This window comes from Pseudomonas fragi (assembly GCF_900105835.1).
Lineage (GTDB): Bacteria > Pseudomonadota > Gammaproteobacteria > Pseudomonadales > Pseudomonadaceae > Aquipseudomonas > Aquipseudomonas fragi.
On record NZ_LT629783.1, the window covers coordinates 1,958,522 to 1,982,337 of the forward strand.

Genomic DNA, 23,816 nt, shown 5'->3' on the forward strand with positions numbered 1-23,816 from the left:
TGTTTGCATGGGTCGCTGGAATCGTGACCTGGGCAGTAGCTCTAAGTTTGCTACACCCGTTCTGCGTCTCTTACTTTCCTGCAACCCAGCACCAGTACTCTTTCCTGTGAGAGAGACTGTCATTAATTGTTAGCGTCAAGGAATTAAGAAATGTCACAACGTCAGAGCGGTACGGTCAAGTGGTTCAACGACGAGAAGGGGTTTGGTTTCATCACCCCTGAAAGCGGTCCGGACCTGTTTGTGCACTTCCGTGCCATCCAGGGCAACGGCTTCAAAAGCCTGAAGGAAGGCCAGAAAGTGACCTTCATCTCGGTTCAGGGCCAAAAAGGCCTGCAGGCTGACGAAGTTCAAGCAGAAGCTTAAATCTCGTACACAAAAAGCCTCTGATGGTGACATCAGAGGCTTTTTTATGTGCTTTATTCCGTAAGATGGCGGTTTTCCTTGACGAGACCCTGCCATGTCGAAACAACCGCTTAGCCCGCAAGGCGACTTTCCCGCCGTTGGCCTGGGGCGCCGCCTGGCAGCCATGTTTTATGACTTTCTGCTGTGTACCGCCCTGCTGATCGTCACCACCTTTATCTACAAGCTGATCATGATGAGCTTTATTGGCGAGGCAAAAATGCGCGAGCTGTCAGAAGCAGGCGCACTGGATGGTGACCCGCTGTTGTCGACCATCCTGTTTTTTGTGCTGTTCGGCTTCTTTGCCAAATTCTGGACCCATTCCGGGCAAACCCTGGGCATGCAGGTGTGGGGGGTTCGCGTGCAGAACGCCGACGGTACGGCCATCAGCCTGTGGCAGGCCCTGCTACGGTTTATCGTGTCCATCGGCTCGTGGTTGTGCCTGGGGCTGGGCTTTATCTGGTCGATCTTCGACAAGCAAAACCGCACCTGGCATGACATGTATTCCAACACGCAGTTGGTGCGCATCCCCAAACAGAAGAAATAAAAAAAACCCGTATCTCACGATACGGGTTTTTTATTGCCCTTGTGGGAGCGGGCTTGCCCGCGATGGCATCGGCGCGGTTCAACTGAAAAACCGCGCTGCCTGCATCGCGAGCGAACCCCTCCCACCCGGGTGTGCGGCTTACTCCGCCAGCTTGAAGGTTATGAAGCTGGCACGCCCCTGGCGCAGAACCCGCATCGACACCGAACGGTTCTTCGGCAATGCCTTGGCGATTTCAGTGAACTCCTTGCCATTGCTGATGGCCTGGTTGTTCAGGTGAGTAATCACGTCACCAGGCTGCAGGCCGATCAGGGCCGCAGGGCCGTCCTGTACATCAGTGATGATCACGCCACCCTTGATGTCGTTGGCTTTCTTCTGCTCTTCGCTCAGGTCTGCCACAGACACGCCCAGGCGGTTGCTGCTTTGCTCAGCGCCGTTACCCGAAGCAATGTCTTTCGCGTCATCAGGGATGGCGCCAACGGTCAGGTCGAGGTTTTTGCGCTTGCCGTCACGAATCACTTCAAGGGTCGCCTTGCTGCCGGCCTTGAGTGCGCCCACCAGATGGGGCAAATCCGCCGACATGACGATCGGCTGACCATTCATGCTCAGGATCACATCGCCCACTTGCAGGCCGCCTTTGGCCGCCGGGCCGTTATCCAGTACCTGGGCCACCAGGGCACCGGCAGGTTTTTCCAGGCCGAAGGATTCGGCCAGGTCCTTGTTGACCTCCTGGATCACCACGCCCAACCAGCCACGGCTAACCTTGCCACCGGCCTTGAGCTGGTTGGCCACGTCCATCGCCACATCGATAGGGATCGCGAAGGAAACGCCCATAAAGCCGCCCGAGCGGGTGTAGATCTGCGAGTTGATCCCCACCACTTCACCCGCCAGGTTGAACAGCGGCCCACCCGAGTTGCCCGGGTTGATCGGCACGTCAGTCTGGATAAACGGCACATAGCTTTCATTGGGCAGGCTGCGGCCCATGGCGCTGATGATGCCCTGGGTCACGGTGTGGTCAAAGCCAAATGGCGAACCGATGGCAACTACCCACTGGCCGGCCTTGAGATCCTGGGACTTGCCCAGTTTCAGCACGGGCAGGTTCTTGCCTTCGATTTTCAGCAAAGCCACGTCGGAGCGCGGGTCGGTGCCCACCAGCTTGGCTTTCATCTCGCTGCGATCAGACAGGCGCACGATGATTTCATCGGCATCTGCAACTACATGGTTGTTGGTCAGGATGTAACCATCGGGAGAGATGATGAAACCCGAGCCCAGGGACTGCGCCTCGCGCTGACGGCCACCTTTGCCGGCGGGTGGCATGCTGCGTTCAAAGAACTCGCGCAGCCCCGGCGGCAGGCCTTCGAGGTCGGGCATCTGGCCCATGCTGGAGACCCGTCGTTCTGGCAATTTTTGCGTGGTACTGATGTTCACCACGGCCGGTGAGGCTTGTTCGACCAACTGGGTGAAGTCAGGTAACTGCGCTTCAGCCATGACCGGCACTGCCTGCCCGAGCATCAGCACGGCTGCAAAAATGGGTAGATAAGATTTCAATCGAGGCATCGACATACAGCTCCCGTTAATAACAGCTGAGTTAAGCGACAGGCACCAAAAAACAAGTCCAAAGCATAGACCGTTTTTCAGGCCCCGGAAAACAAACAAGGCCAGAGCCCTTGAGGGCCCTGACCTTTATAAAAAGACAAAAAAATGGCAAATCGAAAATTGTCACCCGCCATGTCGGTGCAACCCTATGGTTTGGCCTGAGCGTCGTCTTTGCCCACACGCATCGAAAGTGCAATGCGCTCTGCAGTCCCCATCGGGATTTCACCCACCACAGTGGCCATCATGTCGCCCTGAGGTGTACTCAAGTGTCGCGTAACGGCGGCGGTTGGCCCCAACTGGACACGCGCATCAGGCACCGCAGCACCCTGCAACGGCTCGATAAACACGGAGAAGCGCGTCAGCCCGTCGTCATACAGCAGGCTGGTGACTTCGGCCTTGGTGCGCGGGTCACGGTGTACCGTGCTGCTGACTTGCTCGAAGCCGGAAGGCAACCAGTCGGAATGCCAGGCCTGGGTCGCACTGCCCTGTTCAGCCTCGGCGTCAGCCCGAGCAACAGGTCGGCACTGCCCGGCAGGGCTGAGCTGGCTGTCATCAGGTGGCGTGGTGGCCAGGGTGGTGAACTGATAGCGTTCAAGCAACTGCCCCTTGTCATTGAGCAACAAGGACTTGAGAGGCAAACCGGTTTCCCGGTCCAGATACAGTTCAAACCCGTAGCGATGCTGGTCACGCGGGGCCAGCGAGATAACCGCGACCGGGCGCCCGGCAACCCTTGAGTTGCCTTCCATTGCCACGGCATACAGGTCATTGAGCTTCTGCACATCGAACTGCCGCGCCGCGACAGCGGAGACATCGCCCAGGCCCGAGGCCAGCTTGCCAGTGACGCATTCCGTGCGTCCGTCTGCTCGAATCACCTCTTGCGCCGGGCCATCGAGTTGCATCAACCGCTCACGAACCTTGCCGTCCTGCACCCGGTGCCAGATGCTGTGGGTAGAAAAACTACCGTTGCGTTCGTAAACAAAGGTGCCTTGATAGCTGTGCTGTTGCTCGGCCTGCCCAAGACGTTTGAGCCAGTCCTGGGCTTCATCGGCGTGGGCAGGTACAACAAACCAGCCACTGAGCAGAAGAGGTAGCAAGGGTAGGACGCGCATGATGGTCCTTAACGGTTATCCAGGCTCGCAGCACGAGCATAAGGCAGTGGGCTTTCAGCCCCTTTCAATGCGGCTTGCTGTGCATGCTGGCGCAGGTAGCCTGGCAAGCGCTGATCCTGCCAGCCCGGCTGACCTTGCAGGACACCGTTGGCCATAGGGCCAGTGGCCTGGTCGGCGCTTTCGCTGTAGTTGGCCAGTACTGCCGGGCCCTTGGCCATCGGCGCACTCAGGCTTTGTGCCGGGTTTTGCTGGGCCAGCTGGTTACCGACGATGTCATCCTGGTTGTACAGGCGTACACCTGCCAGAACAGCAACAGTCACCGAAGCGGCTACGGCCAGACGACCGATGCTGCGCCACGGCCCACGGGCCACCTTGGCCGGGGTTTGCTCTTCGGCCAGCGCGGCCGAAACGGCAGATGCGATGTCCAGGCGCGGAATCAACAGGTCCTTGTGCATCACAGCACGCGCCACCTGATATCGGGACCAGGTGTCACGGGTTTGTGTGTCGTCAAAGGCATTCAATACCCGACGCAGTTCCAGTTCGTCCGCTTCGTTATCCATCACTGCGGACAGCGATTCCTGCAGGGCTTCACGACTCATGGCGGTTCCTCTCTTGGCTGTCGCCGCTGTCTCAGTTTTCCTGCAACAACGGCTGCAGGGCTTTATCTATGGCTTCCCGGGCGCGGAAAATCCGGGAGCGCACGGTACCCACCGGACATTGCATGACGCTCGCGATGTCCTCATAACTCAGACCATCAAATTCACGTAAAGTTAACGCCGTACGCAAATCTTCTGGCAGTAGCTGAATAGTGCGGTGAACCGTGCCCTCGATCTCGTCGCGGAGCAAAGCGCGCTCCGGCGACTCAAGATCCTTGAGACCATGATCACCATCGTAGAACTCGGCATCTTCCGAGCTCACATCACTGTCAGGCGGACGTCGACCGCGTGACACCAGGTAATTTTTCGCCGTATTGATGGCGATGCGATACAGCCATGTGTAGAAGGCGCTGTCTCCGCGAAAATTACCGAGCGCCCGGTAAGCCTTGATAAAGGCCTCTTGGGCAACGTCCTGGGCTTCATGGGTGTCGTGCACGAATCGCACGATCAACCCGAGAATTTTGTGTTGATATTTCAACACCAGCAGATCGAACGCGCGCTTGTCGCCACGCTGTACGCGCTCGACCAGCTGCTGATCCTCTTCCTGGGCTAGCATGAATACTCCTCATAAGACCGGGAGGAAGATTGCTTTGCTAACTGATCAGGCTTGCAAACATAGACTCGGGCTTTTCGCAAAAGTTCTCTCCCCCCTGGCAAGTTTCCTGCGCGCTCGGATTTGGCACGCACGAAAACGCAGCTCGGGCCTGGCCGGCTGCGTCAATAATCTTGTCGTCAAATTCAGCTGTCGAGTCGAAAAAACAAACCCCGCATCAATCTGGACGCCGTTCCCCTGCATCAAGGGCAGCCCACTATGGAACCCCTGGCTATACGAAAAGTTCAAAACCTTCGTACGAAACTGCCCAAGATACACCACGAAATCGTACCAGAACTCGAGTCATTCCTGAGTCCTGCCATCACTCGCAGATTAATTTGCAAATCGACATGCAGACCCATCGAGTCTGAGGCACACTTTGCGCCCGCTGTAATTTAACAATGCCATAAAGGCCCGGCCATTGTGCCGATCCCCCCCTCTATATACTAGAGGGCGCTTTTTTGCGGATGTCAGAAGAATGAGCCAACATTTTCAACATGATGTGCTGGTGATTGGCAGCGGCGCTGCCGGTTTGAGCCTTGCGCTCACGTTACCCAGCCATATGCGTATTGCAGTGCTTAGCAAGGGCGATCTGGCCAATGGTTCAACGTTCTGGGCCCAGGGCGGCGTCGCCGCTGTCCTGGATGACACCGACACGGTGCAGTCCCATGTCGATGACACCCTCAATGCAGGTGGCGGGCTGTGCCATGAAGACGCAGTACGCTTTACCGTCGAGCATAGCCGTGAAGCCATCCAGTGGCTGATCGACCAGGGCGTCCCCTTCACCCGCGATGACAGCATCGACACCGAGCAGCAGGGCTTTGAATTTCACCTCACCCGTGAAGGCGGGCACAGCCACCGACGCATCATCCATGCGGCCGACGCCACGGGCGCGGCGATTTTCAAGACATTGCTCGAACAGGCCCGCCAGCGCCCCAATATCGAACTGCTCGAACAGCGCGTCGCTGTCGACCTGATTACCGAGCGCCGCCTGGGCCTGGAAGGTGATCGCTGCCTGGGGGCCTATGTGCTGGATCGTGCCACGGGCGAGGTCGACACCTTTGGCTCACGCTTCACCATTCTGGCCACCGGGGGGGCGGCCAAGGTGTACCTCTACACCAGCAACCCGGACGGTGCCTGCGGTGACGGCATTGCAATGGCCTGGCGCTCGGGTTGCCGGGTGGCCAACCTGGAATTCAACCAGTTCCACCCCACTTGCCTGTACCACCCACTGGCCAAGAGCTTTCTGATCACCGAAGCCCTGCGGGGCGAAGGGGCGCACCTCAAGCTACCCAACGGCGAGCGCTTCATGCACCGCTTCGACCCGCGCAACGAACTGGCACCGCGAGATATCGTGGCCCGGGCCATCGACCATGAAATGAAGCGCCTGGGTATCGATTGTGTGTACCTGGATATCAGCCATGAGTCCGATACGTTCATCAAGGCCCACTTCCCGACGGTTTATGAGCGCTGCCTGGCGTTCGGCATCGACATCACCCAACAGGCCATCCCGGTAGTCCCTGCGGCGCATTACACCTGCGGTGGAGTCATGGTCGACGAACATGGCCACACCGATGTGCCGGGCCTGTACGCCATCGGCGAAACCAGCTTTACCGGCCTGCATGGTGCCAACCGCATGGCCAGCAACTCGCTGCTCGAGTGTTTTGTCTACGCCAAGTCGGCAGCGGCCGACATCCTCGCCCAGTCGCCAGAAATCGCCGCCCCCGTGGCACTGCCCAGCTGGGATGCCAGCCAGGTGACCGACTCCGATGAAGACGTGATCATCGCCCACAACTGGGATGAACTGCGGCGTTTCATGTGGGACTACGTCGGCATCGTGCGCACCAACAAGCGCCTGCAACGAGCCGAGCACCGGGTGCGCCTGCTGCTGGACGAAATTGATGAGTTCTACAGCAACTACAAAGTGAGCAGAGACCTGATTGAATTGAGGAACCTTGCTCAAGTAGCCGAACTGATGATCAGGTCTGCCATGGAACGTAAGGAATCTCGGGGTCTGCACTACACACTGGACTATCCAGATATGTTGCCAGAGGCGAAGGATACGATCCTTACACCGACCAGATGAGGCACGTTAGGAGACCTTAGCGTAGCACCATAAGGCACCGTTTTGTAACAGCTTTGGCTCACTTTTGTCCCAATGCTGGGGTCCTTATCGCGTGCCCGCAAGGGTCCTTATGGTGCGCCTGAGCGAGGGCGCGAGGGCCTATGGGGGTACTTGCTCCCGGAGTGCATTAAAGGTGGTCACTCACATTTTTCTGCCAAATTCTAAAAGGCCCTCTTAGGGCGTTCCTGTGTGAAATCTGAATAACCTGTAAGCCAATGGCCCACGAGATTTCACACAGGAACGCCCTACATGGCTGTCATTACATCGCTCAGCAAATCATGGGTAAGCTCTATGAGCCCCTCAGGGACAGCCACCCCGCTGACGATGGCAATCATGGAGACTACCTTCCAGAAGCTGGGAGACTTAACGATAGCCTTGAGGACAGCCAACCGAACATCTTTCGCATGGTAATGAGGGTCCTCCTTGACTCCACCTAAAATGAAACGAAATAACGTATTACTAAAAGATCCCAAGACTCCTCAAAGGGAGCCTCAGGGGGATACATCATTTAGTCAGCCAGGGTCACACGAGTGACCATAGGGAAATCGACCAGCTCTACTTGGAGCTTCTCTTTAGGGTCAGCAGGGTTTGCCAGCTTGAGCTGTACCTTGGCCTGTGTCACCACATCAGCCACACCAATGACCTCTACGTCCCACGCCATAGCGTTAGGGTTACGGGTCGCATGGATCTGCCACACAGCACCGTTGGAGTCCTTACGGAAGCTCAGTGACGCCATGCCCTTAGGCAACATGAAGATGCCCAAGTCCTCGCCAGAGTAGAACTGAGAGCCACAGCCCAAGAGGTCCTCTACGTCTGACAGTCCAGCACGCTGAGCAGCACGCTCAAGACCAGCTACTTCTTTAGCAGGGATCAGCAACACGAAGTCAGACAGTGAGGTGCCAACTGCTTGGTTGATGTTCATGGTCAGACCATCAATGATGTCCTCAGCGCGTTCGCGTGGGTTCTTAGAGAGACCTGTAAGGGCCTTGATCTCAGTGGACGAAGAGGTGGTCAGGATCTTGGCAATGGTCGCACCACAGGACATCTCGAAGTCCTTCAAGAGCTTCTCAGCGGTCTGCGTCAAACCATTGAGGGTGAAGCCCGACATGATGTGATGATCCAAGAAGGTCTGACGAAAAGAAAACAGAGCGGCCTGAGGGGTGGCCTCACAGAACAGGAAGTCACCAGCGACGGCCTCGCCTTTAGTGAAGGTCGAATCATCATAGATGGACTTACGCGGGTCGAACTCAACGCTTCGATCTTGCATCAGAACGATCTGTTGGGTGGTCGGCTCGGTGCCCTTAGGGCGGAACTCACAGGGAATCGCTTCTTCAGCGCCTTCTTCCCAGTCTCCACCGTTGAAGTATTCATCGAGACCATCTGTCAGGGCCTTCACATAGGCCGCTGCATCAGTGCCTGCGCCACCTTTGATGGTGGTCTCTGTGTTGAACTGAATGGTCCCACCCTGTTCGGTGATAGCGGTGGACCACGTTGTAGGCTTAACGTATTCGTATGGTTTCATGTTTGATAATCTCCTGAATTGAATTCTGTTTAGGGAAGCCCTGAGAGGTCTCAAAGGCTCCTTGTGGCCGACTGTTAGTTACGGCGAGCTGCACGAATGGCGTTGCCGTGTTCACGGATAGCCGCTGCTTGCTTCTCTTTGGTCTCACGAGCACGAGCTACCTCAAGACGTGTCGGAGCCTTGTAGGATGCAAAGCGGTCCGCATGGAACTGGGCATCACGTTGTCGAGCAGCTTCACGCAGACCAGCCGCATGGATCTCTTGGCGGGCAACTGAGGTTTGATCAGGGAATGCTGAGGTGCTTAGACCAGCCTCCATGAACTGCTTGATGATCGAAGTGATAGCTCCGTAGTTCTTCCCCACAGCAGCCAGCAGGCCTGCCAACATCACTCCTTCGGCATATGCCTTAGTCACAGTTTGGCCTTGAATAGTCAGGGTCTTATCGGTATGTACGATGTCGAGTTTCATATTGGGTTCTCCTTTGAGAGACCCTTAAGTCAAACCTTGCCGCCATGATCGCGTGACCAATGGGGAAAGGAGACCCGCACGGGATCAACAAGGTTTGCTTAAAGGTATTGGATTGAAGGTGGTTTCACAGTCCTGTGGGCGTTAACTTGGCGGGGACTGTAGGAATGCCTCTGGGCTGAATGGCGGACAGCAAAGAGGTTCCAGGGTTGGTGCATAGATTGCCCACTACTGACGCTTAGGGCGCCTCGTGGGACTTTGAGGAGACCATGGGTGACTGATTCCCGTGGCCTTAGTGAGGGTTTTTACGACACCAATGTTTACTGGCCCAAAGGGACCTCAGCAAGCATCCTTGTAGGCCACGACGATTGGCTGATTAGACATCGGGATCTGTAGGTCACAGCGGATCAGAGTCTTGAGTGGCAGACCAGCCTCAAGGGCTTCTTTGAGAGCGCCCGTGAAGGACGTACCCATAGTGCGATCGGTGTATGCATAGACCACATCCATGTCATAGATGGTGCCCAACTCAGGACAACGAGAGCGGCCCGGGGCGGTAGCCTTTGTGAGTGCTGTGCGTAGCTCAATGAGGCGGGAGCGGCGTGGCTTAATGAAGAACTGATTGATGATGCTCAAATCAGCTTCAGTTGGAATGGTCTTGCCGTAGTTCAATTGGGCAGTCATAGGGATCTCCTTGAATTAATGAATGGCCTTTGTGGTCAAGCCTTCGGTGTTGTCACCTGTGATAGCGATCGTATAGCCATGCTCATCGACTACAGCCTTAGGGCGGCTCGCAGTGTTGACCGCTGTGTTGATCTCACCTGCATTCGCTGAGAGCCATTCTGTGAGGCCCTTGGAGGTGACCTTGAAGAGGTGCCCACCGTTGGCCTTGACGACCAGATTGGAAGGCTTGAGCACAGTCACGTAGCCTTTCTTAACGTAGCTTGGGTTGATCTCAGTGTGCCCGTGGAGGGTCTTACGGGCTTTCTTCAAGCGGACCATAAGGGCCAAGAACTTGTCGGGGTGCTCAATGGCAGCGAGACGACATGCTTCACGCCAGCTATAGCCAACTGAGCGACCCTTACGGACGTGCTCATCGTAGGCCGGGGCCATTGCATCGACTCGTGTTTGTAGGTCAATGAGGGTCTCAGTGATGGCCTGAGAGGAGAACGCTGGGTTAGCTGCTTGCTCCAATTCGATCCATCGACCAATGACTGTGTAACGCAATGCAGTGTCGTAGCCGGTGATGAGCGTGAAGACCAGATGCTTATTGAGGACCAGCATTCGATATTGCTTACCTCGGATCTCAAAGGTTCCTTCAGTTGCGTCCTTATTTTCAATTTGACAGCTCAAATCTGAGCCGTGAGATTTGTTGACCAGTTCAATAGCCCGATCTGCATCCCGAAGTACGTTCTTGTGCTGCTTGCCTGTCATTGCGGCAATCTCAACGGTGGTCATGGTGATCGTGTTCAAGGTGGTCATGGTGTTCTCCTTATGTGCTCAAGGTTCTCTCTTAGAGGTCCTCTTTGAAGAGGGTGATATTCATCACAATCCCTCTCTCAATGAGACTGGTCGATAAGTGGTCGATGCTCCTCCTCAGAGGTCTTAAAGTTTTCTTTTATATATTCCGTCGTTAAGCCTGAGAGCCCCGGAATAGAGCCTCCGCGCTCACTTCAGCCTCAACTTCAGCCTTCAACTTCGGGTGTCGATCCACGTAGGAAGCGATGCCATGGGCAGCATGTCGGGCGGCCTTCGCCACACGCTGGGCAGTCCTCAAGCTGATCTCCTGCGTCTTGCAGACCTCCGCTGTGATGTCCTCAGCGAACAAGGCCCCGATCACTGCCCCAGTCTTCACGTTGATCTTGCCGTTGCTAATGCCAGCACTGGTGATGATCGACCCTTTGATGATGTCGTCCACCCAGGGCAGTAAGTAAGGAACTGCGAGGAGGTGCATATAGGCAGCTACTGGATTCTTGAAGGCGGCCTTAGGGCGACCACGACCACGCACAGGCTCCTCAGAGATGACTGCTTGAGCATCAGGCGTAACGACTGGGCTTGTCTTCAAGTGGTCCTCAGCGAGGCTCTCACAGGCTTGACGCTCGGTGGCCCACGCCTTGAACTGGTCATCTTTGGACTTGGGGAGAACCATCGTGTGGCTCTTTAGGATCTGCCCGGTGATTGGGTCAACGTGAAGGATGATGCCGGTGATGTGGTCAACGTGTCGGTGATGTGGTCCGGGTTGGGTGAGCAAGGTCATGGTGTCCTCCTAAGGTCAGTTGGTGTGCTGTAGCCTTAGTGAGGGTATTTAACGCCACCCGTATTCATTGACCCAAAGGGCTCCTTAACGAACCGATGTTTCCGGTTTGTTCACACATCTCGGTCTATCATTTGCTGATAGACGTGCTCTACGCCACTGGTGCAGGCTAAACGAATGGAAGCTATGCAAAATTTGCACACCTCACCGTTGGAGCAGGCTCATGGGCGACCGCGAGAGTCTTTAGGGAGACTCATGGCTTCCAATGCCATTAGACTTTCCAAAGAGAAACCTCGCAGGCCCTTAGGAACATAAGCACAAGAATCCTGTACCTTAAGTCCTATGGGTATTTCCCCTATAGGTGCTTTCAGGCATGAGCACCGTTGTGACTCGCAATGAGTAGCCATTGGGCTCCTTAGGAAGGCTTACATCCTTGAGAGATGGAAGACCTAAAAGCTCATCCGCCTTGGATGACCTGCAAATTTTGCATGTCTATCATTTGTGAGCACACCTCGCCGGGGATTGCCGCTGCTTTAGGGTCTACATATTTTATATAGACCGGGCGGGTCCCGATCGGACTCACTTCAAGGCCACCTTTAAGGCATCAGCCATACGCCCCACTTCCACAGCACTCCCCGCACCATAGAGGTCATAACTAATCGACCCCGAAGAGTGCCCCAAGATCGACTCAGCGGTCCCCACAGGCACCTCAGCGGCCTTCAAGGCTCCAGCCAATGAGTGTCGCAACGAGTGGAATGTTTGGGTCCGATCAGTTTTCAACTTCAAGACATCCCGAAGGGCCCCATTGAGCACACCAGAGAATTGCCCAGCCCCCAGCGTGAACAGCCGAGTGTCGGACTTTTCGACAAACTCGAGGAACGCCTTTAGGTCAAACCCATAGGCCCCATCGGTCAACGGTACGACCCGAAGTGAATGCTTAGTCTTAGCCGTTTTGCCGTCATTCCTATTAATGTCGATGACACACACACCTCCAACCTGCTTAACGTCAGCCTTGGTCAACTGCCTGAGCTCCTCGATACGGGTCCCAGTGATGGCCCCAAGGGACAACGCCCAGCGCTGCCACGCATCGGCCTGGAGTGTCTTGGTGTGATCCATCAGAGCCTGTACTTGATCCTGAGAGAGCGCCTCACGCGAGCTGTCAGCGTCCTTAGAGAGCTTCAGGCCCTTGTCAAAACTCTTGTCGAGATAGCCGTTATGAACAGCCCAATCCATGACAGTTGATAGCCGGGTCAGCAGTTTGTTAACAGTGGAACCTTTGCGGTCCTCAAGGAGTTTTGCCTTGAGTCCCACCATGTCAGCCCGAGTGTGCTCTTTAAGATCGAGACCTCCCAGAACAGCGCTGATAGCAGCACAAGACGACTTAACATCTCTCATAGTGCTGGCCTGTACGTTGTCCTTTTGCTCCGCCATATAGAGCCCTGAGAGATGTTCGAATGTCAGAGCCTTAGAAGCGTTTACAGATAGGGACAGATAAGGGGCTACAGGCGTGCCCCAAGGGACACCTCTAAGTTCCTCAACGATCCCAACCAGCTTGCCCGGCCTCCCCTTCAAACGCTCCTGAGCGGCCTCAAGGATGTCCTCGGCTTTGCTCGCGGCCCTTTGTTGATCAATGGTCATTGGCCCCTTAGCTGATGCCTCACGAAGCGACAGACGTAGTTCGTCATAGATCATCTCGTAGGCCACCAGTGAGTCATCACCATGAGCCATGGTCAGGCACTCCTCAGCGATGTCTGCCAATCGTTCTCTGAGCTCATCCCATGTTGCCTCTGGGTTATCCAAGTGAAAAGCAGCGAGCGTCTTGAGGATGTCCTTGGAGATGGTCATAGCAGTGGCCTTGTCTGTGGTTCTGAGCGATAGCGTATAGAAACCCTTAGCGGTTCCTTGAGGGCGAAGGCGAAGGTAATAGCGACCAGACCGGCGATAGTGGTACGGCTTGGCGAGGGCAGTTTGTAACAGGTTTGTCCCAGTTAGGGAGTGGTGGTTGATGGTCATCGGCTGAAACCCCTGTATCCATTGGGTTTAGCCTCATATGGACGAGTTCTACAGCAACTACAAAGTCAGCCGCGACCTGATCGAGCTGCGCAACCTGGCGCAAGTGGCCGAGCTGATGATCCGCAGCGCCATGACACGCAAGGAGTCACGCGGCCTGCATTACACCCTCGACTACCCGCACATGCTGCCCGAGGCCCTGGACACTATTCTGGTGCCAGCCACCTACGCCGGCTGAACTTCAGGCGCACGCGCAAGCGCCGGTGCTGATCCGGCGCCAGCGCGGCGCCCGGGATGCAAACCGCCCGCACCCGCCGCTCACCCGCCAGGCGATAGCGCACCAGCACCAACAGGGGCAGCGCCAGGCTGTCGCGGCGCAGCTGCACCGCCTGCCAGCCCTTGTCACGGTTCCACAACTGCCAGCCATCGGCATCATGGCGCAACCGGGTCATGGCACCGGGGTGGGTCAGGCGAACATGCCGTGGCAACACCCAGGCCCCGTGCGCCAGGCACAACAGGGCGCCGAGCAGGCATGCCCAGGCAGGAATTGAAAGAAGGCAAATAGCGATCAGCGCCAGCAACTGGGCTGCAAGATACGCCGCCAGCAATTGCCCGCAGGCATGCCAGCGGCATTCAAAATGATTACTTGGGCTGGACACGATCCAGAATCATGCGAACCATGCGCTGCAGCTCAGGGTCCTGGGACTCGCTGCGCTCCATAAACCAGCCGAACATGTCCTGGTCTTCGCACTCCAGCAGCTTGCGATAGCATTCGCGGTCCACGTCATTGAGGGTGGCGTACACCTCCTTGACGAAAGGCACCAGCAACACGTCAAGTTCAAGCATGCCGCGACGGCTGTGCCAGTACAGACGATTGAGTTCAACATCTTCGACCATGGAGCGCTCCTCAAATAGAACGCAAGTATACAGGCCGATCCGCCATAGAACAGTCGGCTTTGGTCGGGCTCGTCTATCCTTTGTGAACTACCCATTTGCAGGGCGCACCTCTATGATGTGTTCCAGACTTATTCAACTGCGATGAACCATGGCCGACTCTGCTTTTTTCTGCACCCTGAACCACGAAGGCATTCTTGCTGTGATCGGCAACGACGCCAGCAAGTTTCTGCAGGGGCAGTTGACCTGCAACCTCAACTACTTGAGCGAAACCCGCTCAAGCCTTGGCGCCCGCTGCACGCAAAAAGGCCGCATGCAGTCGAGCTTTCGCATCGTTCTGCAAGATAACGGCTGCCTGCTGGCAATGGCCCGCGAGCTGGTTGAACCGCAGCTGGCGGACCTGAAAAAGTACGCCGTGTTCTCCAAGTCCAAGCTGACCGATGACAGTGCCAACTGGGTACGCTTTGGCCTGGTCAATGCTGACTCGGTGCTGCAAAGCCTTGGCCTGCACCTGCCGGCCGAAACCGACAGCGTTGCCCGCGCTGGCGAACTGATCGCCGTTCGCGCTTCAGAAGGCCGCGCAGAACTGTGGGCCCCTGTCGAACAGACCGAAAGCCTGGTTCAGCACCTCAAGGCACAGCTGCCCGAGGCTGAGCTTAACCAATGGCTGCTGGGCCAGGTTCGCGCCGGCATTGGCCAGGTCATGGCGCAGACCCGCGAGCTGTTCATTCCGCAAATGATCAACCTGCAGGCCGTAGGCGGTGTCAGCTTCAAAAAAGGCTGCTACACCGGTCAGGAAATCGTTGCGCGCATGCAATACCTGGGCAAGCTCAAACGCCACCTCTACCGTTTGTCCCTTGCGGCCGGTCATGCTGCGCCCGCCCCCGGCACGCCGCTGTTTACCCCGTCCCACACCAGTTCCGTGGGCGAAGTGGTACTGGCCGCGAACGCCGAAAACGGTGTTGAGCTGCTCGCCGTGCTGACCAGCGATGCTGCGCAAGCCGGGGATATTCACTTGGGTGACCTGCAAGGCCCTGGCCTTTCACTGCTTGAGCTGCCGTATCAACTGGACCGCGATCGCGAAATCCAGCGTTGATTGCCACACATTGAAATGCAGTACCTAGAGAAATGAGCATGCTGGCGCACAGAGTCCAAATGGACTTGCTTAAGGCCATTGATAGAGATGACCTGGTTCTACCCACACTCCCTGAAGTCGCGTTAAACATTCGCAAGGCCGCGGAAAACCCTGAAATCAGCGTCAGCAACTTGAGCAAGGTCATCGGTCGTGACACCGCGCTGTCGGCGCGGTTGATCAAAGTGGTCAACAGCCCGATGTTGCGCGCCACCCGTGAGGTGACTGACCTGCACACGGCCATCACCCGCCTGGGGGTCAACTACAGCAGCAACCTGGCGATCGGGCTGGTGATGGAGCAAATCTTCCATGCCCGCTCCGAAGTGGTCGAGCAAAAAATGCGCGATGTATGGCGCCAGAGCCTGGAAGTGGCCGGCATCTGCTACACCCTGTGCCGCCGTCATACCTTGCTCAAGCCCGACCAGGCGGCGCTGGGTGGCCTGGTGCATCAGATCGGCGTCCTGCCTATCCTGACTTACGCCGAAGAGCACAACGAACTGCTGTCCGACCCGATTTCGCTTAACCATGTCATCGACAGCATTCACCCGCTGATTGGCGACAAACTGCTGGCAGGTTGGGAGTTTCCGGAAATGCTGTTAAAGATTCCCGGGCAATATCAGGACTTTTCCCGACAAACCAAAGCCATCGACTACATCGACCTGGTACAAATCGCGACCGTGTTTATGGGGCAGGACATCGAGGCACTGAGCACCCTGCCCGCCTTCATGAAGCTGAAGGTGGAAGCTGATGACCTGAAGCTGCAGGAGCAACTGCAGGAAGCGCGCTGGATGTTTATCTGACCCCCTGAAGTCAGCGCTTGGCAGGGATCTGTGGGAGCCTGTGGGAGCGGGCTTGCTCGCGATGCTGGATACGCGGTCTGTCAGTGACACCGAATCGACTCAATCGCGGGCAAGCCCGCTCCCACAAGGGGGGGGGCTTGGGCCTAGGCACTCGCCCATTCATGTCGCCTGGCTAGCGCCCATTGGCCGGCACAAAACTCACCCGCACGTTCAACCCGCCCTGCGCACCATCATGCAAACTGATATGGGCCAGGTGGGCTCGACAGATATCGCCCACAATCGCCAGCCCCAACCCCGAGCCGGCCACTTGCTGATTACGCCGATAAAAGCGTTCAAATACCCGTTCGCGATCCTCATGGGGAATGCCCGGGCCATCATCCTCGACTTCCAGTACGGCTGGCGTTGCCACGCGTAAAATCACATTGCCACCCACTGGGGTGTGGGCCATCGCATTGTCCACCAGGTTGCTCAGCAGTTCATGCAGCAGCGTCGGTTCACCGTATAGCCACACCGGCTGGTCGGCCTCAAGCGCCAGGGCAAACCCGCGGGCATGGGCCAGCGGCGCCATCGCCATGCCCAGCTCGCGGGCCAATTGACTCAGGTCGAGCAATTGCGCACCGCCTTCGGCAATGGCCCGGGCACCGTTTTCGATGCGCGCCAGCGACAGCAACTGATTGGCAAGATGGGTCAGCCGGTCAGTGCCTTGGGCCGCTTGCTCAAGGGTATTGCGCAAGGTCTGCGGGTCCTTCGCCCGCAACCCCAGTTCAAGCTGGGCCTTGAGTACGGCCAGAGGCGTGCGCAACTCATGGGCGGCGTCCGCAATAAACTGCGCCTGACGGGCGAACTGCCCGCGCAAGCGCTCGGTAAAATGATTGAGTGCCTGTACCAGTGGCCGCAGCTCGCGCTGCACCGACACCAGCGGCAATGGCCGCAGGTCATCCATCTCGCGCTCCTCCACGGCATTGCGCAGACGCTCCAGCGGGCGCAGTGCCGCACTGACGGCAAACCACACCACCAGCAACGCCCCCAGCCCCAGCATGCCAAGGCGCAGCAAGGTGTCCGCCATCAGGCTACGGGCCATTGCCACCCGCGCCTCGTCGGTCTCGGCTACACGGATTTCCGCCATGCCGTTCATGCCGGGTTCGCTCACAGCCTTGAGCAAGCTCACCACACGCACGTTCTGGCCCAGATAGGTGCCGTTATAGAACCGCGCCAACGCCGGATAATCATCGGTGCGCGGCGTGCCTGCAGGCGGCGCAGGCAGGTTTTCATAACCGGAAATCAGCCGCTGGTGGATATCGTTGACCTGATAGTAAATACGCCCGGCGCTGTCGTAGGCAAAGGTATCAAGGGCAACGTAGGGCACATCCGCACTCAGGCTGCCATCACGCTGCGACAGCCCGGCGGCAATGGTGCGCGCCGATGCCAGCAGGGTACGGTCATACGCCGTATCGGCCGCCTCGCGACCATTGAAATAAGCACTCAGGCTGCTCGCCAGCATCAACACCACCAGCAACAGCGTCAGGTGCCACAACAGGCTCCAGCGCAAGCTGTCGAGCTTAAACATCGCGGCCTTCCAGCAAATACCCCAGGCCCCTGAACGTCACGATCGCCACCGCCTGGCCGTCGAGTTTTTTGCGCAGGCGGTGAATGTAAATCTCGATGGCATCCGGGCTGGCTTCCTCGTCCAGGCCAAACACCTGGGCCGCCAGCTGCTCCTTGCTCATGACCCGGCCAGGCCGTGCAATCAGGGCCTCAAGCACCGCCTGCTCGCGGGACGTCAGGACCAGCAGCTCATCACCCAGGGTGAAGCGCCGGGTTCCGAGGTCGTAGACCAGGGCGCCGCATTGCTGCAGCCGTTCGCCCCCCAACACGCTGCGACGCAGCAGCGCCTTGACCCGCGCTTCCAGCTCCGTCAGTTCGAAGGGCTTGGCCAGATAATCATCGGCCCCCAGATTTAGCCCGTGTACCCGGTCCTTGACGTCGCTGCGCGCGGTCAACATCAACACCGGCAAGGTTTTGCCACGTGCTCGCAAACGCGCCAGCACTTCAAAACCATCCATGCGCGGCAACCCCACATCCAGAATCGCCACGGCATATTCTTCGCTGCTCAAGGCCAGGTCGGCGGCCACTCCATCGTGCAATACATCCACGGTCAGGCCTGTGCCTTTCAGGGCTTGGGCAACACTCTCGGCCAGCTGCAACTGGTCTTCGACCAAAAGCACACGCATCAGGTTTACCTCTTTTTTTGTTCAGGCCGCAGCCTTTTTGTGCGCGGAGTGTACAGACGACAACGAGGCTGTGAAGGGCAAAAACAGTGAATGTCTATTGAAAGGTTAGCGAAAGGTTGGCCGGTTAGCATCGCGAGACTGACAGCAAACCCTGTCACCGTCATGCCCTGCATAACGGCCCGAAAAACGCCTCGATGCGTTTTCGTCAATAAGAACAATAACGGAGCACCGCCATGCTGAACCATCAGCCCAAGGCCCTTGGCCCCTGTGTTTTCCCCCTATTCGTGACATGACGCGCGGCATCGCCGCATGACGTTCTGCGCCCACGATTTCAAGCCACACCACCTGCCCTATAAAAACAAAAGCTCCTGAGGAGACGACATGAAACTTCCCCTGCGCACCCTGGCCCTGGCGGCCAGCTGCATGCTGTTCACAGGTCAACTGCTGGCCGAACCCAAGCGTCCTGAATGCATCGCCCCGGCCTCCCCCGGCGGTGGCTTTGACCTGACCTGCAAACTGGCGCAAAGCGCACTGGTCAATGAAAAACTGCTGAGCAAGCCGATGCGTGTGACCTACATGCCCGGCGGCGTCGGTGCGGTTGCCTACAACGCGGTAGTGGCCCAGCGCCCAGCGGATGCTGGCACCCTGGTAGCCTGGTCCAGCGGTTCATTGCTCAACCTTGCGCAGGGCAAATTTGGTCGGTTCGATGAAGGCGCCGTACGCTGGCTGGCAGCCGTCGGCACCAGCTACGGAGCCATTGCGGTGAAGAAAGACTCGCCCTACAAGAACCTCGACGACCTGGTTCAAGCCCTTAAGAAAGACCCGAGCAAAGTGGTGATCGGTTCAGGCGGCACCGTGGGCAGCCAGGACTGGATGCAAACCGCCCTGATCGCCAAGGCGGCCGGGATCAACCCTCGCGACCTGCGTTATGTGGCACTGGAAGGCGGCGGCGAGATCGCTACTGCATTGCTGGGTGAGCATATTCAGGTAGGCAGCACGGATATTTCCGACTCCATGCCCCATATCCAGAGCGGCGACATGCGCCTGCTCGCCGTATTCGCCAACGAGCGCCTCGATGAGCCGGAAATGAAGGACATCCCGACGGCCAAGGAGCAGGGCTACGACATTGTCTGGCCGGTGGTACGCGGTTTCTACCTGGGGCCAAAAGTCAGCGATGCTGAATACGCCTGGTGGAAAGACGCTTTTGACAAGCTGCTGGCCTCCGAAGACTTCGCCACATTGCGCGACCAGCGCGAATTGTTCCCCTTCGCCATGACCGGCCCGGAGCTGGACACCTATGTGAAGAAGCAGGTGGCTGACTACAAAGTCCTGGCCCAGGAATTCGGCCTGATCCAGTAACCGCCGCCGACCACTGGCTGCGCCCTTGCACATGGGGCACAGCCCAGGAGTGAACCATGCTTGCACAACGCATTTTTGCCTCGGCCCTGCTGCTTGTTTGCGCCGGTTTGGCGGCGATGGCCTGGCCTTATCAGGCAGCCTTCTCCTACGAGCCCGTGGGGCCTCGCGCCTTCCCTTTGCTGATGCTGGCGCTGATGGGGTTGGGGCTGGTCTATATGATCGTTCGCCCTTCACCCGTCGTACACAGCGAAGATGACCCCAAACTGGACCGTGAAACCCTGACCAAGATCGGTCTGTGTATCGTGCTGTTGCTGATCTTTGCCGGCACCTTCGAACCTCTCGGTTTTATCCTCAGCAGCATCCTGGTCGGCATCCCGCTGGCGCGTCTGTATGGCGGGCGCTGGCTGCCCAGCAGCGTGATCATCAGCCTGGTGAGCGTTGGCCTTTATCTGCTGTTCGATAAAGCGATGGACGTTCCACTGCCGCTTGGCCTGCTCGAAGTTCTGGAGAACTGATATGGATACGTTTGGCTATTTGGGCCAGGGCTTCGGCGTCGCGCTCAGCCCGTACAACCTGGTCACGGCCCTGTGCGGCACGTTGATCGGCACCGTGGTCGGCCTGCTGCCGGGGCTTGGCCCCATCAACGGGGTCGCCCTGCTGATCCCCATTGCCTTTGCCCTGGGCTTGCCGCCGGAATCGGCGCTGATCCTGCTGGCTGCGGTGTACCTGGGCTGTGAATACGGCGGGCGCATCAGCTCGATCCTGCTGAACATCCCGGGCGAAGCATCGACCGTGATGACCACCCTCGACGGCTACCCGATGGCGCGTAAAGGCCTGGCGGGCGTAGCGCTGTCGTTGTCGGCCTGGAGTTCGTTTATCGGCGCCTTTATTGCCACCTGCGGCATGGTGCTGTTTGCTCCGCTGCTGGCCAAATGGGCGATAGCCTTCGGCCCCGCGGAATACTTCGTACTGATGGTGTTTGCCATTGTCTGCCTCGGTGGCATGGCCGGGGACCGCCCGCTCAAGACCTTTATCGCTGCGCTTATCGGCCTGTTTCTGGCCTGCGTGGGGATTGATGCCAACAGCGGCGTCTACCGTTTCACCGGGGACAATATCCACCTGACTGACGGCATTCAGTTTGTGGTGCTGGTACTGGGCCTGTTCTCCATCAGCGAAATCCTGCTGCTGCTGGAAAAAACCCATCGCGGCCAGGAAGCGGTAAAAGCCACCGGGCGCATGATGTTCAATTTCAAGGAAGCGTCTGCGGTATTCGTGGTCAATATCCGCTGCGGCTTGCTCGGCTTCATCATGGGCGTACTGCCGGGCGCAGGTGCCACCCTGGCCAGTGCCGTGTCCTATATGACGGAAAAACGCCTGGCGGGGGCTTCAGGGAAATTCGGCGAAGGTGACATGCGCGGCCTGGCAGCTCCCGAAACCGCCATCGGTGCTTCGGCCTGCGGTGCCCTGGTGCCGATGCTGACCCTGGGCGTACCGGGTTCGGGCACCACGGCGGTGATGATCGGCGCGCTGTCGCTGTACAACATCACCCCTGGCCCGCTGCTGTTTCAACAGCAACCGGATATCGTCTGGGGCCTGATTGCATCCTTGTTTATCGCCAACGTCATGCTGGTGATTCTCAATATTCCGATGATCCGCATCTTTACCCGGATTCTGTCGGTACCTAACTGGGCGCTGGTGCCAGCAATCGCCATCATCACGGCAATTGGTGTCTATGCCGTACACGCCACCACCTTTGACCTGTTCCTGATGATCGGTATCGGCATTTTCGGCTACATCCTGCGCAAGCTCGACTTCCCGCTGTCTCCGGTTCTGCTGGGGTTCATTCTGGGCGGGCTGATGGAGCAAAACCTGCGGCGTGCCCTGTCGATCTCCAACGGCGCGCTGGAAATCCTGTGGGCCAGCCCGATTACCATGGGCGTCTGGGTGCTGACGGCAATAATGCTGCTGTTGCCGGTCATGCGTATCTGGCGCAAACGCAGCGCCCAACGCCGCGCCCTGGCCGATGCTTGATTCCCATTTCAAGCACTGGTGGGGAACGCCACTGGTCGGTCTGGCTGGCGGCTACCTCGCCAGCCTGATCGGCTGGCCGTTGCCGTGGATGGTTGGCTCGTTGCTGGCGATCATCCTGGTGCGTTGCCTGACCCCCTGGCAATTGGCCGAGATTCCCGGGGGGCGCAAATGCGGGCAGTGGATTGTGGGCATCGGTATTGGCCTGCATTTCACTCCGGTGGTGTTGGAACAGGTGCTGGCGCATTTCTGGCTGATCCTGGCAGGTGCCTTGCTCACCAGTGTGTCGAGCGTGATCGGTGTATGGCTGATGCGCCGCAGCGGTGAAGACCGCGCCACTGCGTTTTTCTCCAGCATGCCCGGCGGCTCGGGAGAAATGGTCAACCTCGGCGCACGCAATGGTGCCGTGCTGAGCCGTGTCGCGGCGGGCCAGAGCCTGCGGGTACTGACCGTTGTGCTGTGCGTTCCGGCAGCCTTCAAGTATCTGCTGGGCGAAGGCACACCCGCCTTGCACCCCGCTGCCATTAATCCTTACTGGCTCGCCTTGCTGTTTCCGGCAGGTGCGTTGCTGGCCTGGATCTGGCAACGCTTGCGCCAGCCCAACCCGTGGTTGTTCGGGCCGCTGCTGGTCAGCGCCAGCGTGAGTATTGTGTGGGATTTACATATCGGCCTGCCGGACGGCAGCAGCCAGGCGGGGCAATGGCTGATTGGCAGTGGCCTGGGTTGCCACTTCAATCGGGCCTTCTTTCGGCGGGCGCCGTCTTTTATTGGCAAAACCCTGCTGGGCACAGCCCTGACCATGTTGATCGCCAGCCTGTGCGCACTGGGCCTGAGCGCCCTTACCCAACTCGACCTGCGCTCCATGACCCTGGGCATGATGCCGGGCGGCATTGCCGAAATGAGCCTCACCGCAGAAACATTGCAACTGTCAGTGCCCTTGGTCACGGCCCTGCAAGTGATGCGCCTGATCTTCGTGCTGTTTTTGGCTGAGCCGCTGTTTCGCTATTGGGCGCGCCAGGATCAAGCCGACCCTGGCTGACCGGCGCTGGCACCCCGGTATTCTCGCCGGGTGTGCCTTGCACCGCTGGGCATTGGCTTAAACCGGCGGTAATTTCCAGTCGATCGCCGCCAGGCCGTTTTGCTCAAGAAACTTGTTGGTTCGACTGAAATGGCCGTTACCAATAAAGCCTCGATAAGCCGATAGCGGCGAAGGGTGAACCGAGGTCAGCACCAGGTGCTTGGTCGCATCGATCAGCTTTTGCTTGCTCTGCGCATGGGCACCCCACAGCAGGAACACCAGCTTGGGCTGCTGCTCGCTGACCACCTGGATAATCCGGTCGGTAAAATGCTCCCAGCCTTTTTTGGCATGGGAAGCGGCATTGGCACGCTCTACCGTCATCGTCGTGTTGAGCAGCAAAACGCCTTGTTCGGCCCAATGCTGCAGGCAACCGTGGGGAGCAATATCGATGTTCAGGTCACGCTTGAGTTCTTTATAGATATTGACCAGCGAAGGCGGTGTCGGGATACCGGGCTGCACTGAAAAACACAGGCCATGAGCCTGGCCGGGGCCGTGATAAGGGTCCTGCCCCAAAATCACCACCTTGATCTTGTCCAGCGGTGTCAGGTTCAGGGCATTGAAAATAAGCGGGCCAGGGGGGTAGATCTCTTTCCCCGCTGCATGCTCCTGGCGCAGGAACTCGCGCAGTTCGGCCATGTAAGGTTTATCGAACTCCTCACGCAATGCCTGCTTCCAGACAGGTTCAAGTTTTATACGGTCATCCGACGTCATGGCTACATCCTGAAAAACAATGGGGCGGACACTAGAAAAGGCCGCCCCGGTTGTCAACATCCCTATCGGCCCCACCAGCCATTACCGTGGCCGGGGCCAGTGCCGGGCCGATGCTCGGAGTGATGGTCACGATCCCGGTCATGGCCTCTCGGCGGCTGATAGTAACGCGGCCCCTGATAGTAGCCTCGAGGCCCCTCATAAAAACGTGGGGGCGGGGCATAGTAGTCACGCGGGTACACATAATACGGGTGATAACCACCATAGTAATAAGGCGCCGGGGCTGTGTAGATCTCGGAGCGGTAATAGCCAGAGCCG

General features: G+C 57.9%; 24 protein-coding genes and 1 pseudogene. 10 read left to right on the forward strand and 15 right to left on the reverse strand.

Translation table 11 applies throughout. The annotated features are described in order from the left end of the window. Positions 1-150 precede the first annotated feature (150 nt). A complete protein-coding gene (locus BLU25_RS08895; RefSeq protein ID WP_016782052.1) occupies positions 151-363 on the forward strand; it encodes a cold-shock protein in 213 nt (70 codons plus the stop codon). 94 nt (positions 364-457) lie between these two features. After that, positions 458-946: an RDD family protein gene (locus BLU25_RS08900; protein ID WP_016782051.1), complete on the forward strand. Its 489-nt coding sequence runs from the start codon at positions 458-460 to the stop codon at positions 944-946. A 138-nt stretch (positions 947-1,084) separates the two neighbouring features. Here BLU25_RS08900 and BLU25_RS08905 read toward each other — a convergent pair whose 3' ends face one another. The 4 genes from BLU25_RS08905 to rpoE all read right to left on the reverse strand — a co-directional run bounded on the left by BLU25_RS08905 (position 1,085) and on the right by rpoE (position 4,860). Continuing rightward, complete coding sequence (locus tag BLU25_RS08905; RefSeq protein WP_083369602.1) at positions 1,085-2,506, reverse strand: DegQ family serine endoprotease; 1,422 nt, start codon at positions 2,504-2,506, stop codon at positions 1,085-1,087. A gap of 179 nt (positions 2,507-2,685) precedes the next feature. Continuing rightward, positions 2,686-3,648 (reverse strand): MucB/RseB C-terminal domain-containing protein, encoded by a 963-nt coding sequence (locus tag BLU25_RS08910; protein ID WP_016782049.1) that lies wholly within the window; start codon positions 3,646-3,648, stop codon positions 2,686-2,688. Positions 3,649-3,656: 8 nt separating this feature from the next. Next, on the reverse strand, positions 3,657-4,247 hold the full coding sequence (locus BLU25_RS08915) for a sigma-E factor negative regulatory protein (protein ID WP_083369603.1): 591 nt from the start codon (positions 4,245-4,247) through the stop codon (positions 3,657-3,659). Positions 4,248-4,278: 31 nt separating this feature from the next. Beyond that, a complete protein-coding gene (gene rpoE, locus BLU25_RS08920; RefSeq protein WP_016782046.1) occupies positions 4,279-4,860 on the reverse strand; it encodes an RNA polymerase sigma factor RpoE in 582 nt (193 codons plus the stop codon). A 514-nt stretch (positions 4,861-5,374) separates the two neighbouring features. On the opposite strand from rpoE, the gene nadB reads away from it, so the two are divergent. After that, positions 5,375-6,982 carry an L-aspartate oxidase gene (gene nadB, locus BLU25_RS08925; protein ID WP_016782045.1) on the forward strand — a complete coding sequence of 536 codons (1,608 nt, stop codon included), beginning with the start codon at positions 5,375-5,377 and terminating at the stop codon, positions 6,980-6,982. A 547-nt stretch (positions 6,983-7,529) separates the two neighbouring features. Here nadB and BLU25_RS08930 read toward each other — a convergent pair. The 6 genes from BLU25_RS08930 to BLU25_RS08955 all read right to left on the reverse strand — a co-directional run bounded on the left by BLU25_RS08930 (position 7,530) and on the right by BLU25_RS08955 (position 13,271). Continuing rightward, positions 7,530-8,543: a hypothetical protein gene (locus tag BLU25_RS08930; protein ID WP_016782043.1), complete on the reverse strand. Its 1,014-nt coding sequence runs from the start codon at positions 8,541-8,543 to the stop codon at positions 7,530-7,532. Between the two features lie 74 nt (positions 8,544-8,617). Then, positions 8,618-9,010, reverse strand: coding sequence for a hypothetical protein (locus BLU25_RS08935; protein WP_016782042.1), 393 nt, complete (start codon positions 9,008-9,010; stop codon positions 8,618-8,620). Between the two features lie 336 nt (positions 9,011-9,346). Beyond that, positions 9,347-9,688 (reverse strand): hypothetical protein, encoded by a 342-nt coding sequence (locus tag BLU25_RS08940; RefSeq protein WP_016782041.1) that lies wholly within the window; start codon positions 9,686-9,688, stop codon positions 9,347-9,349. 15 nt (positions 9,689-9,703) lie between these two features. After that, positions 9,704-10,486, reverse strand: a complete 783-nt coding sequence (locus BLU25_RS08945) for a Rha family transcriptional regulator (protein ID WP_016782040.1) — start codon at positions 10,484-10,486, stop codon at positions 9,704-9,706. A 151-nt stretch (positions 10,487-10,637) separates the two neighbouring features. Continuing rightward, complete coding sequence (locus BLU25_RS08950; RefSeq protein ID WP_016782039.1) at positions 10,638-11,261, reverse strand: hypothetical protein; 624 nt, start codon at positions 11,259-11,261, stop codon at positions 10,638-10,640. Between the two features lie 576 nt (positions 11,262-11,837). Further along, the gene (locus tag BLU25_RS08955; protein ID WP_016782038.1) at positions 11,838-13,271 is read right to left on the reverse strand and encodes a tyrosine-type recombinase/integrase; all 1,434 of its coding nucleotides are present in this window, start codon (positions 13,269-13,271) and stop codon (positions 11,838-11,840) included. A gap of 37 nt (positions 13,272-13,308) precedes the next feature. On the opposite strand from BLU25_RS08955, the pseudogene BLU25_RS08960 reads away from it, so the two are divergent. After that, positions 13,309-13,506, forward strand: a pseudogene (locus tag BLU25_RS08960) (L-aspartate oxidase); the annotation flags it as partial. On the opposite strand, the gene BLU25_RS08965 reads toward BLU25_RS08960, so the two are convergent. Both BLU25_RS08965 and BLU25_RS08970 read right to left on the reverse strand, forming a co-directional pair. Then, positions 13,475-13,927 (reverse strand): protein YgfX, encoded by a 453-nt coding sequence (locus BLU25_RS08965; protein WP_016782036.1) that lies wholly within the window; start codon positions 13,925-13,927, stop codon positions 13,475-13,477. The pseudogene BLU25_RS08960 and the gene BLU25_RS08965 overlap by 32 nt on opposite strands. Then, positions 13,911-14,165, reverse strand: coding sequence for an FAD assembly factor SdhE (locus BLU25_RS08970; RefSeq protein WP_016782035.1), 255 nt, complete (start codon positions 14,163-14,165; stop codon positions 13,911-13,913). Before BLU25_RS08970 ends, BLU25_RS08965 begins: the two co-directional genes overlap by 17 nt. Positions 14,166-14,313: 148 nt before the next feature. Between BLU25_RS08970 and ygfZ the strand changes: the two genes are divergently transcribed. Together ygfZ and BLU25_RS08980 are read left to right on the forward strand one after the other, a co-directional pair. Next, positions 14,314-15,258 carry a CAF17-like 4Fe-4S cluster assembly/insertion protein YgfZ gene (gene ygfZ / locus BLU25_RS08975; protein ID WP_016782034.1) on the forward strand — a complete coding sequence of 315 codons (945 nt, stop codon included), beginning with the start codon at positions 14,314-14,316 and terminating at the stop codon, positions 15,256-15,258. A 32-nt stretch (positions 15,259-15,290) separates the two neighbouring features. Beyond that, positions 15,291-16,094, forward strand: a complete 804-nt coding sequence (locus BLU25_RS08980) for an HDOD domain-containing protein (protein WP_029611552.1) — start codon at positions 15,291-15,293, stop codon at positions 16,092-16,094. 172 nt (positions 16,095-16,266) lie between these two features. Here BLU25_RS08980 and BLU25_RS08985 read toward each other — a convergent pair whose 3' ends face one another. Together BLU25_RS08985 and BLU25_RS08990 are read right to left on the reverse strand one after the other, a co-directional pair. Continuing rightward, entirely contained in the window at positions 16,267-17,661 is a 1,395-nt protein-coding gene (locus tag BLU25_RS08985; RefSeq protein WP_016782032.1) for a sensor histidine kinase, read from the reverse strand. Beyond that, complete coding sequence (locus tag BLU25_RS08990; RefSeq protein WP_016782031.1) at positions 17,654-18,325, reverse strand: response regulator; 672 nt, start codon at positions 18,323-18,325, stop codon at positions 17,654-17,656. The genes BLU25_RS08985 and BLU25_RS08990 overlap by 8 nt, the downstream gene beginning before the upstream one ends. A 381-nt stretch (positions 18,326-18,706) precedes the next feature. Here BLU25_RS08990 and BLU25_RS08995 point away from each other — a divergent pair, with 381 nt between their 5' ends. The 4 genes from BLU25_RS08995 to BLU25_RS09010 are packed head-to-tail and all read left to right on the forward strand — an operon-like array spanning position 18,707 to position 22,751. Beyond that, positions 18,707-19,684, forward strand: coding sequence for a Bug family tripartite tricarboxylate transporter substrate binding protein (locus tag BLU25_RS08995; protein WP_016782030.1), 978 nt, complete (start codon positions 18,707-18,709; stop codon positions 19,682-19,684). A 56-nt stretch (positions 19,685-19,740) separates the two neighbouring features. Further along, positions 19,741-20,199, forward strand: coding sequence for a tripartite tricarboxylate transporter TctB family protein (locus BLU25_RS09000; RefSeq protein WP_016782029.1), 459 nt, complete (start codon positions 19,741-19,743; stop codon positions 20,197-20,199). A 1-nt stretch (position 20,200) separates the two neighbouring features. After that, positions 20,201-21,715 carry a tripartite tricarboxylate transporter permease gene (locus tag BLU25_RS09005; protein WP_016782028.1) on the forward strand — a complete coding sequence of 505 codons (1,515 nt, stop codon included), beginning with the start codon at positions 20,201-20,203 and terminating at the stop codon, positions 21,713-21,715. After that, on the forward strand, positions 21,708-22,751 hold the full coding sequence (locus tag BLU25_RS09010; RefSeq protein ID WP_016782027.1) for an AbrB family transcriptional regulator: 1,044 nt from the start codon (positions 21,708-21,710) through the stop codon (positions 22,749-22,751). The genes BLU25_RS09005 and BLU25_RS09010 overlap by 8 nt, the downstream gene beginning before the upstream one ends. Positions 22,752-22,808: 57 nt before the next feature. On the opposite strand, the gene ung is transcribed toward BLU25_RS09010, so the two are convergent. Next, positions 22,809-23,501 (reverse strand): uracil-DNA glycosylase, encoded by a 693-nt coding sequence (gene ung / locus BLU25_RS09015; protein ID WP_016782026.1) that lies wholly within the window; start codon positions 23,499-23,501, stop codon positions 22,809-22,811. Positions 23,502-23,816 lie beyond the last annotated feature (315 nt).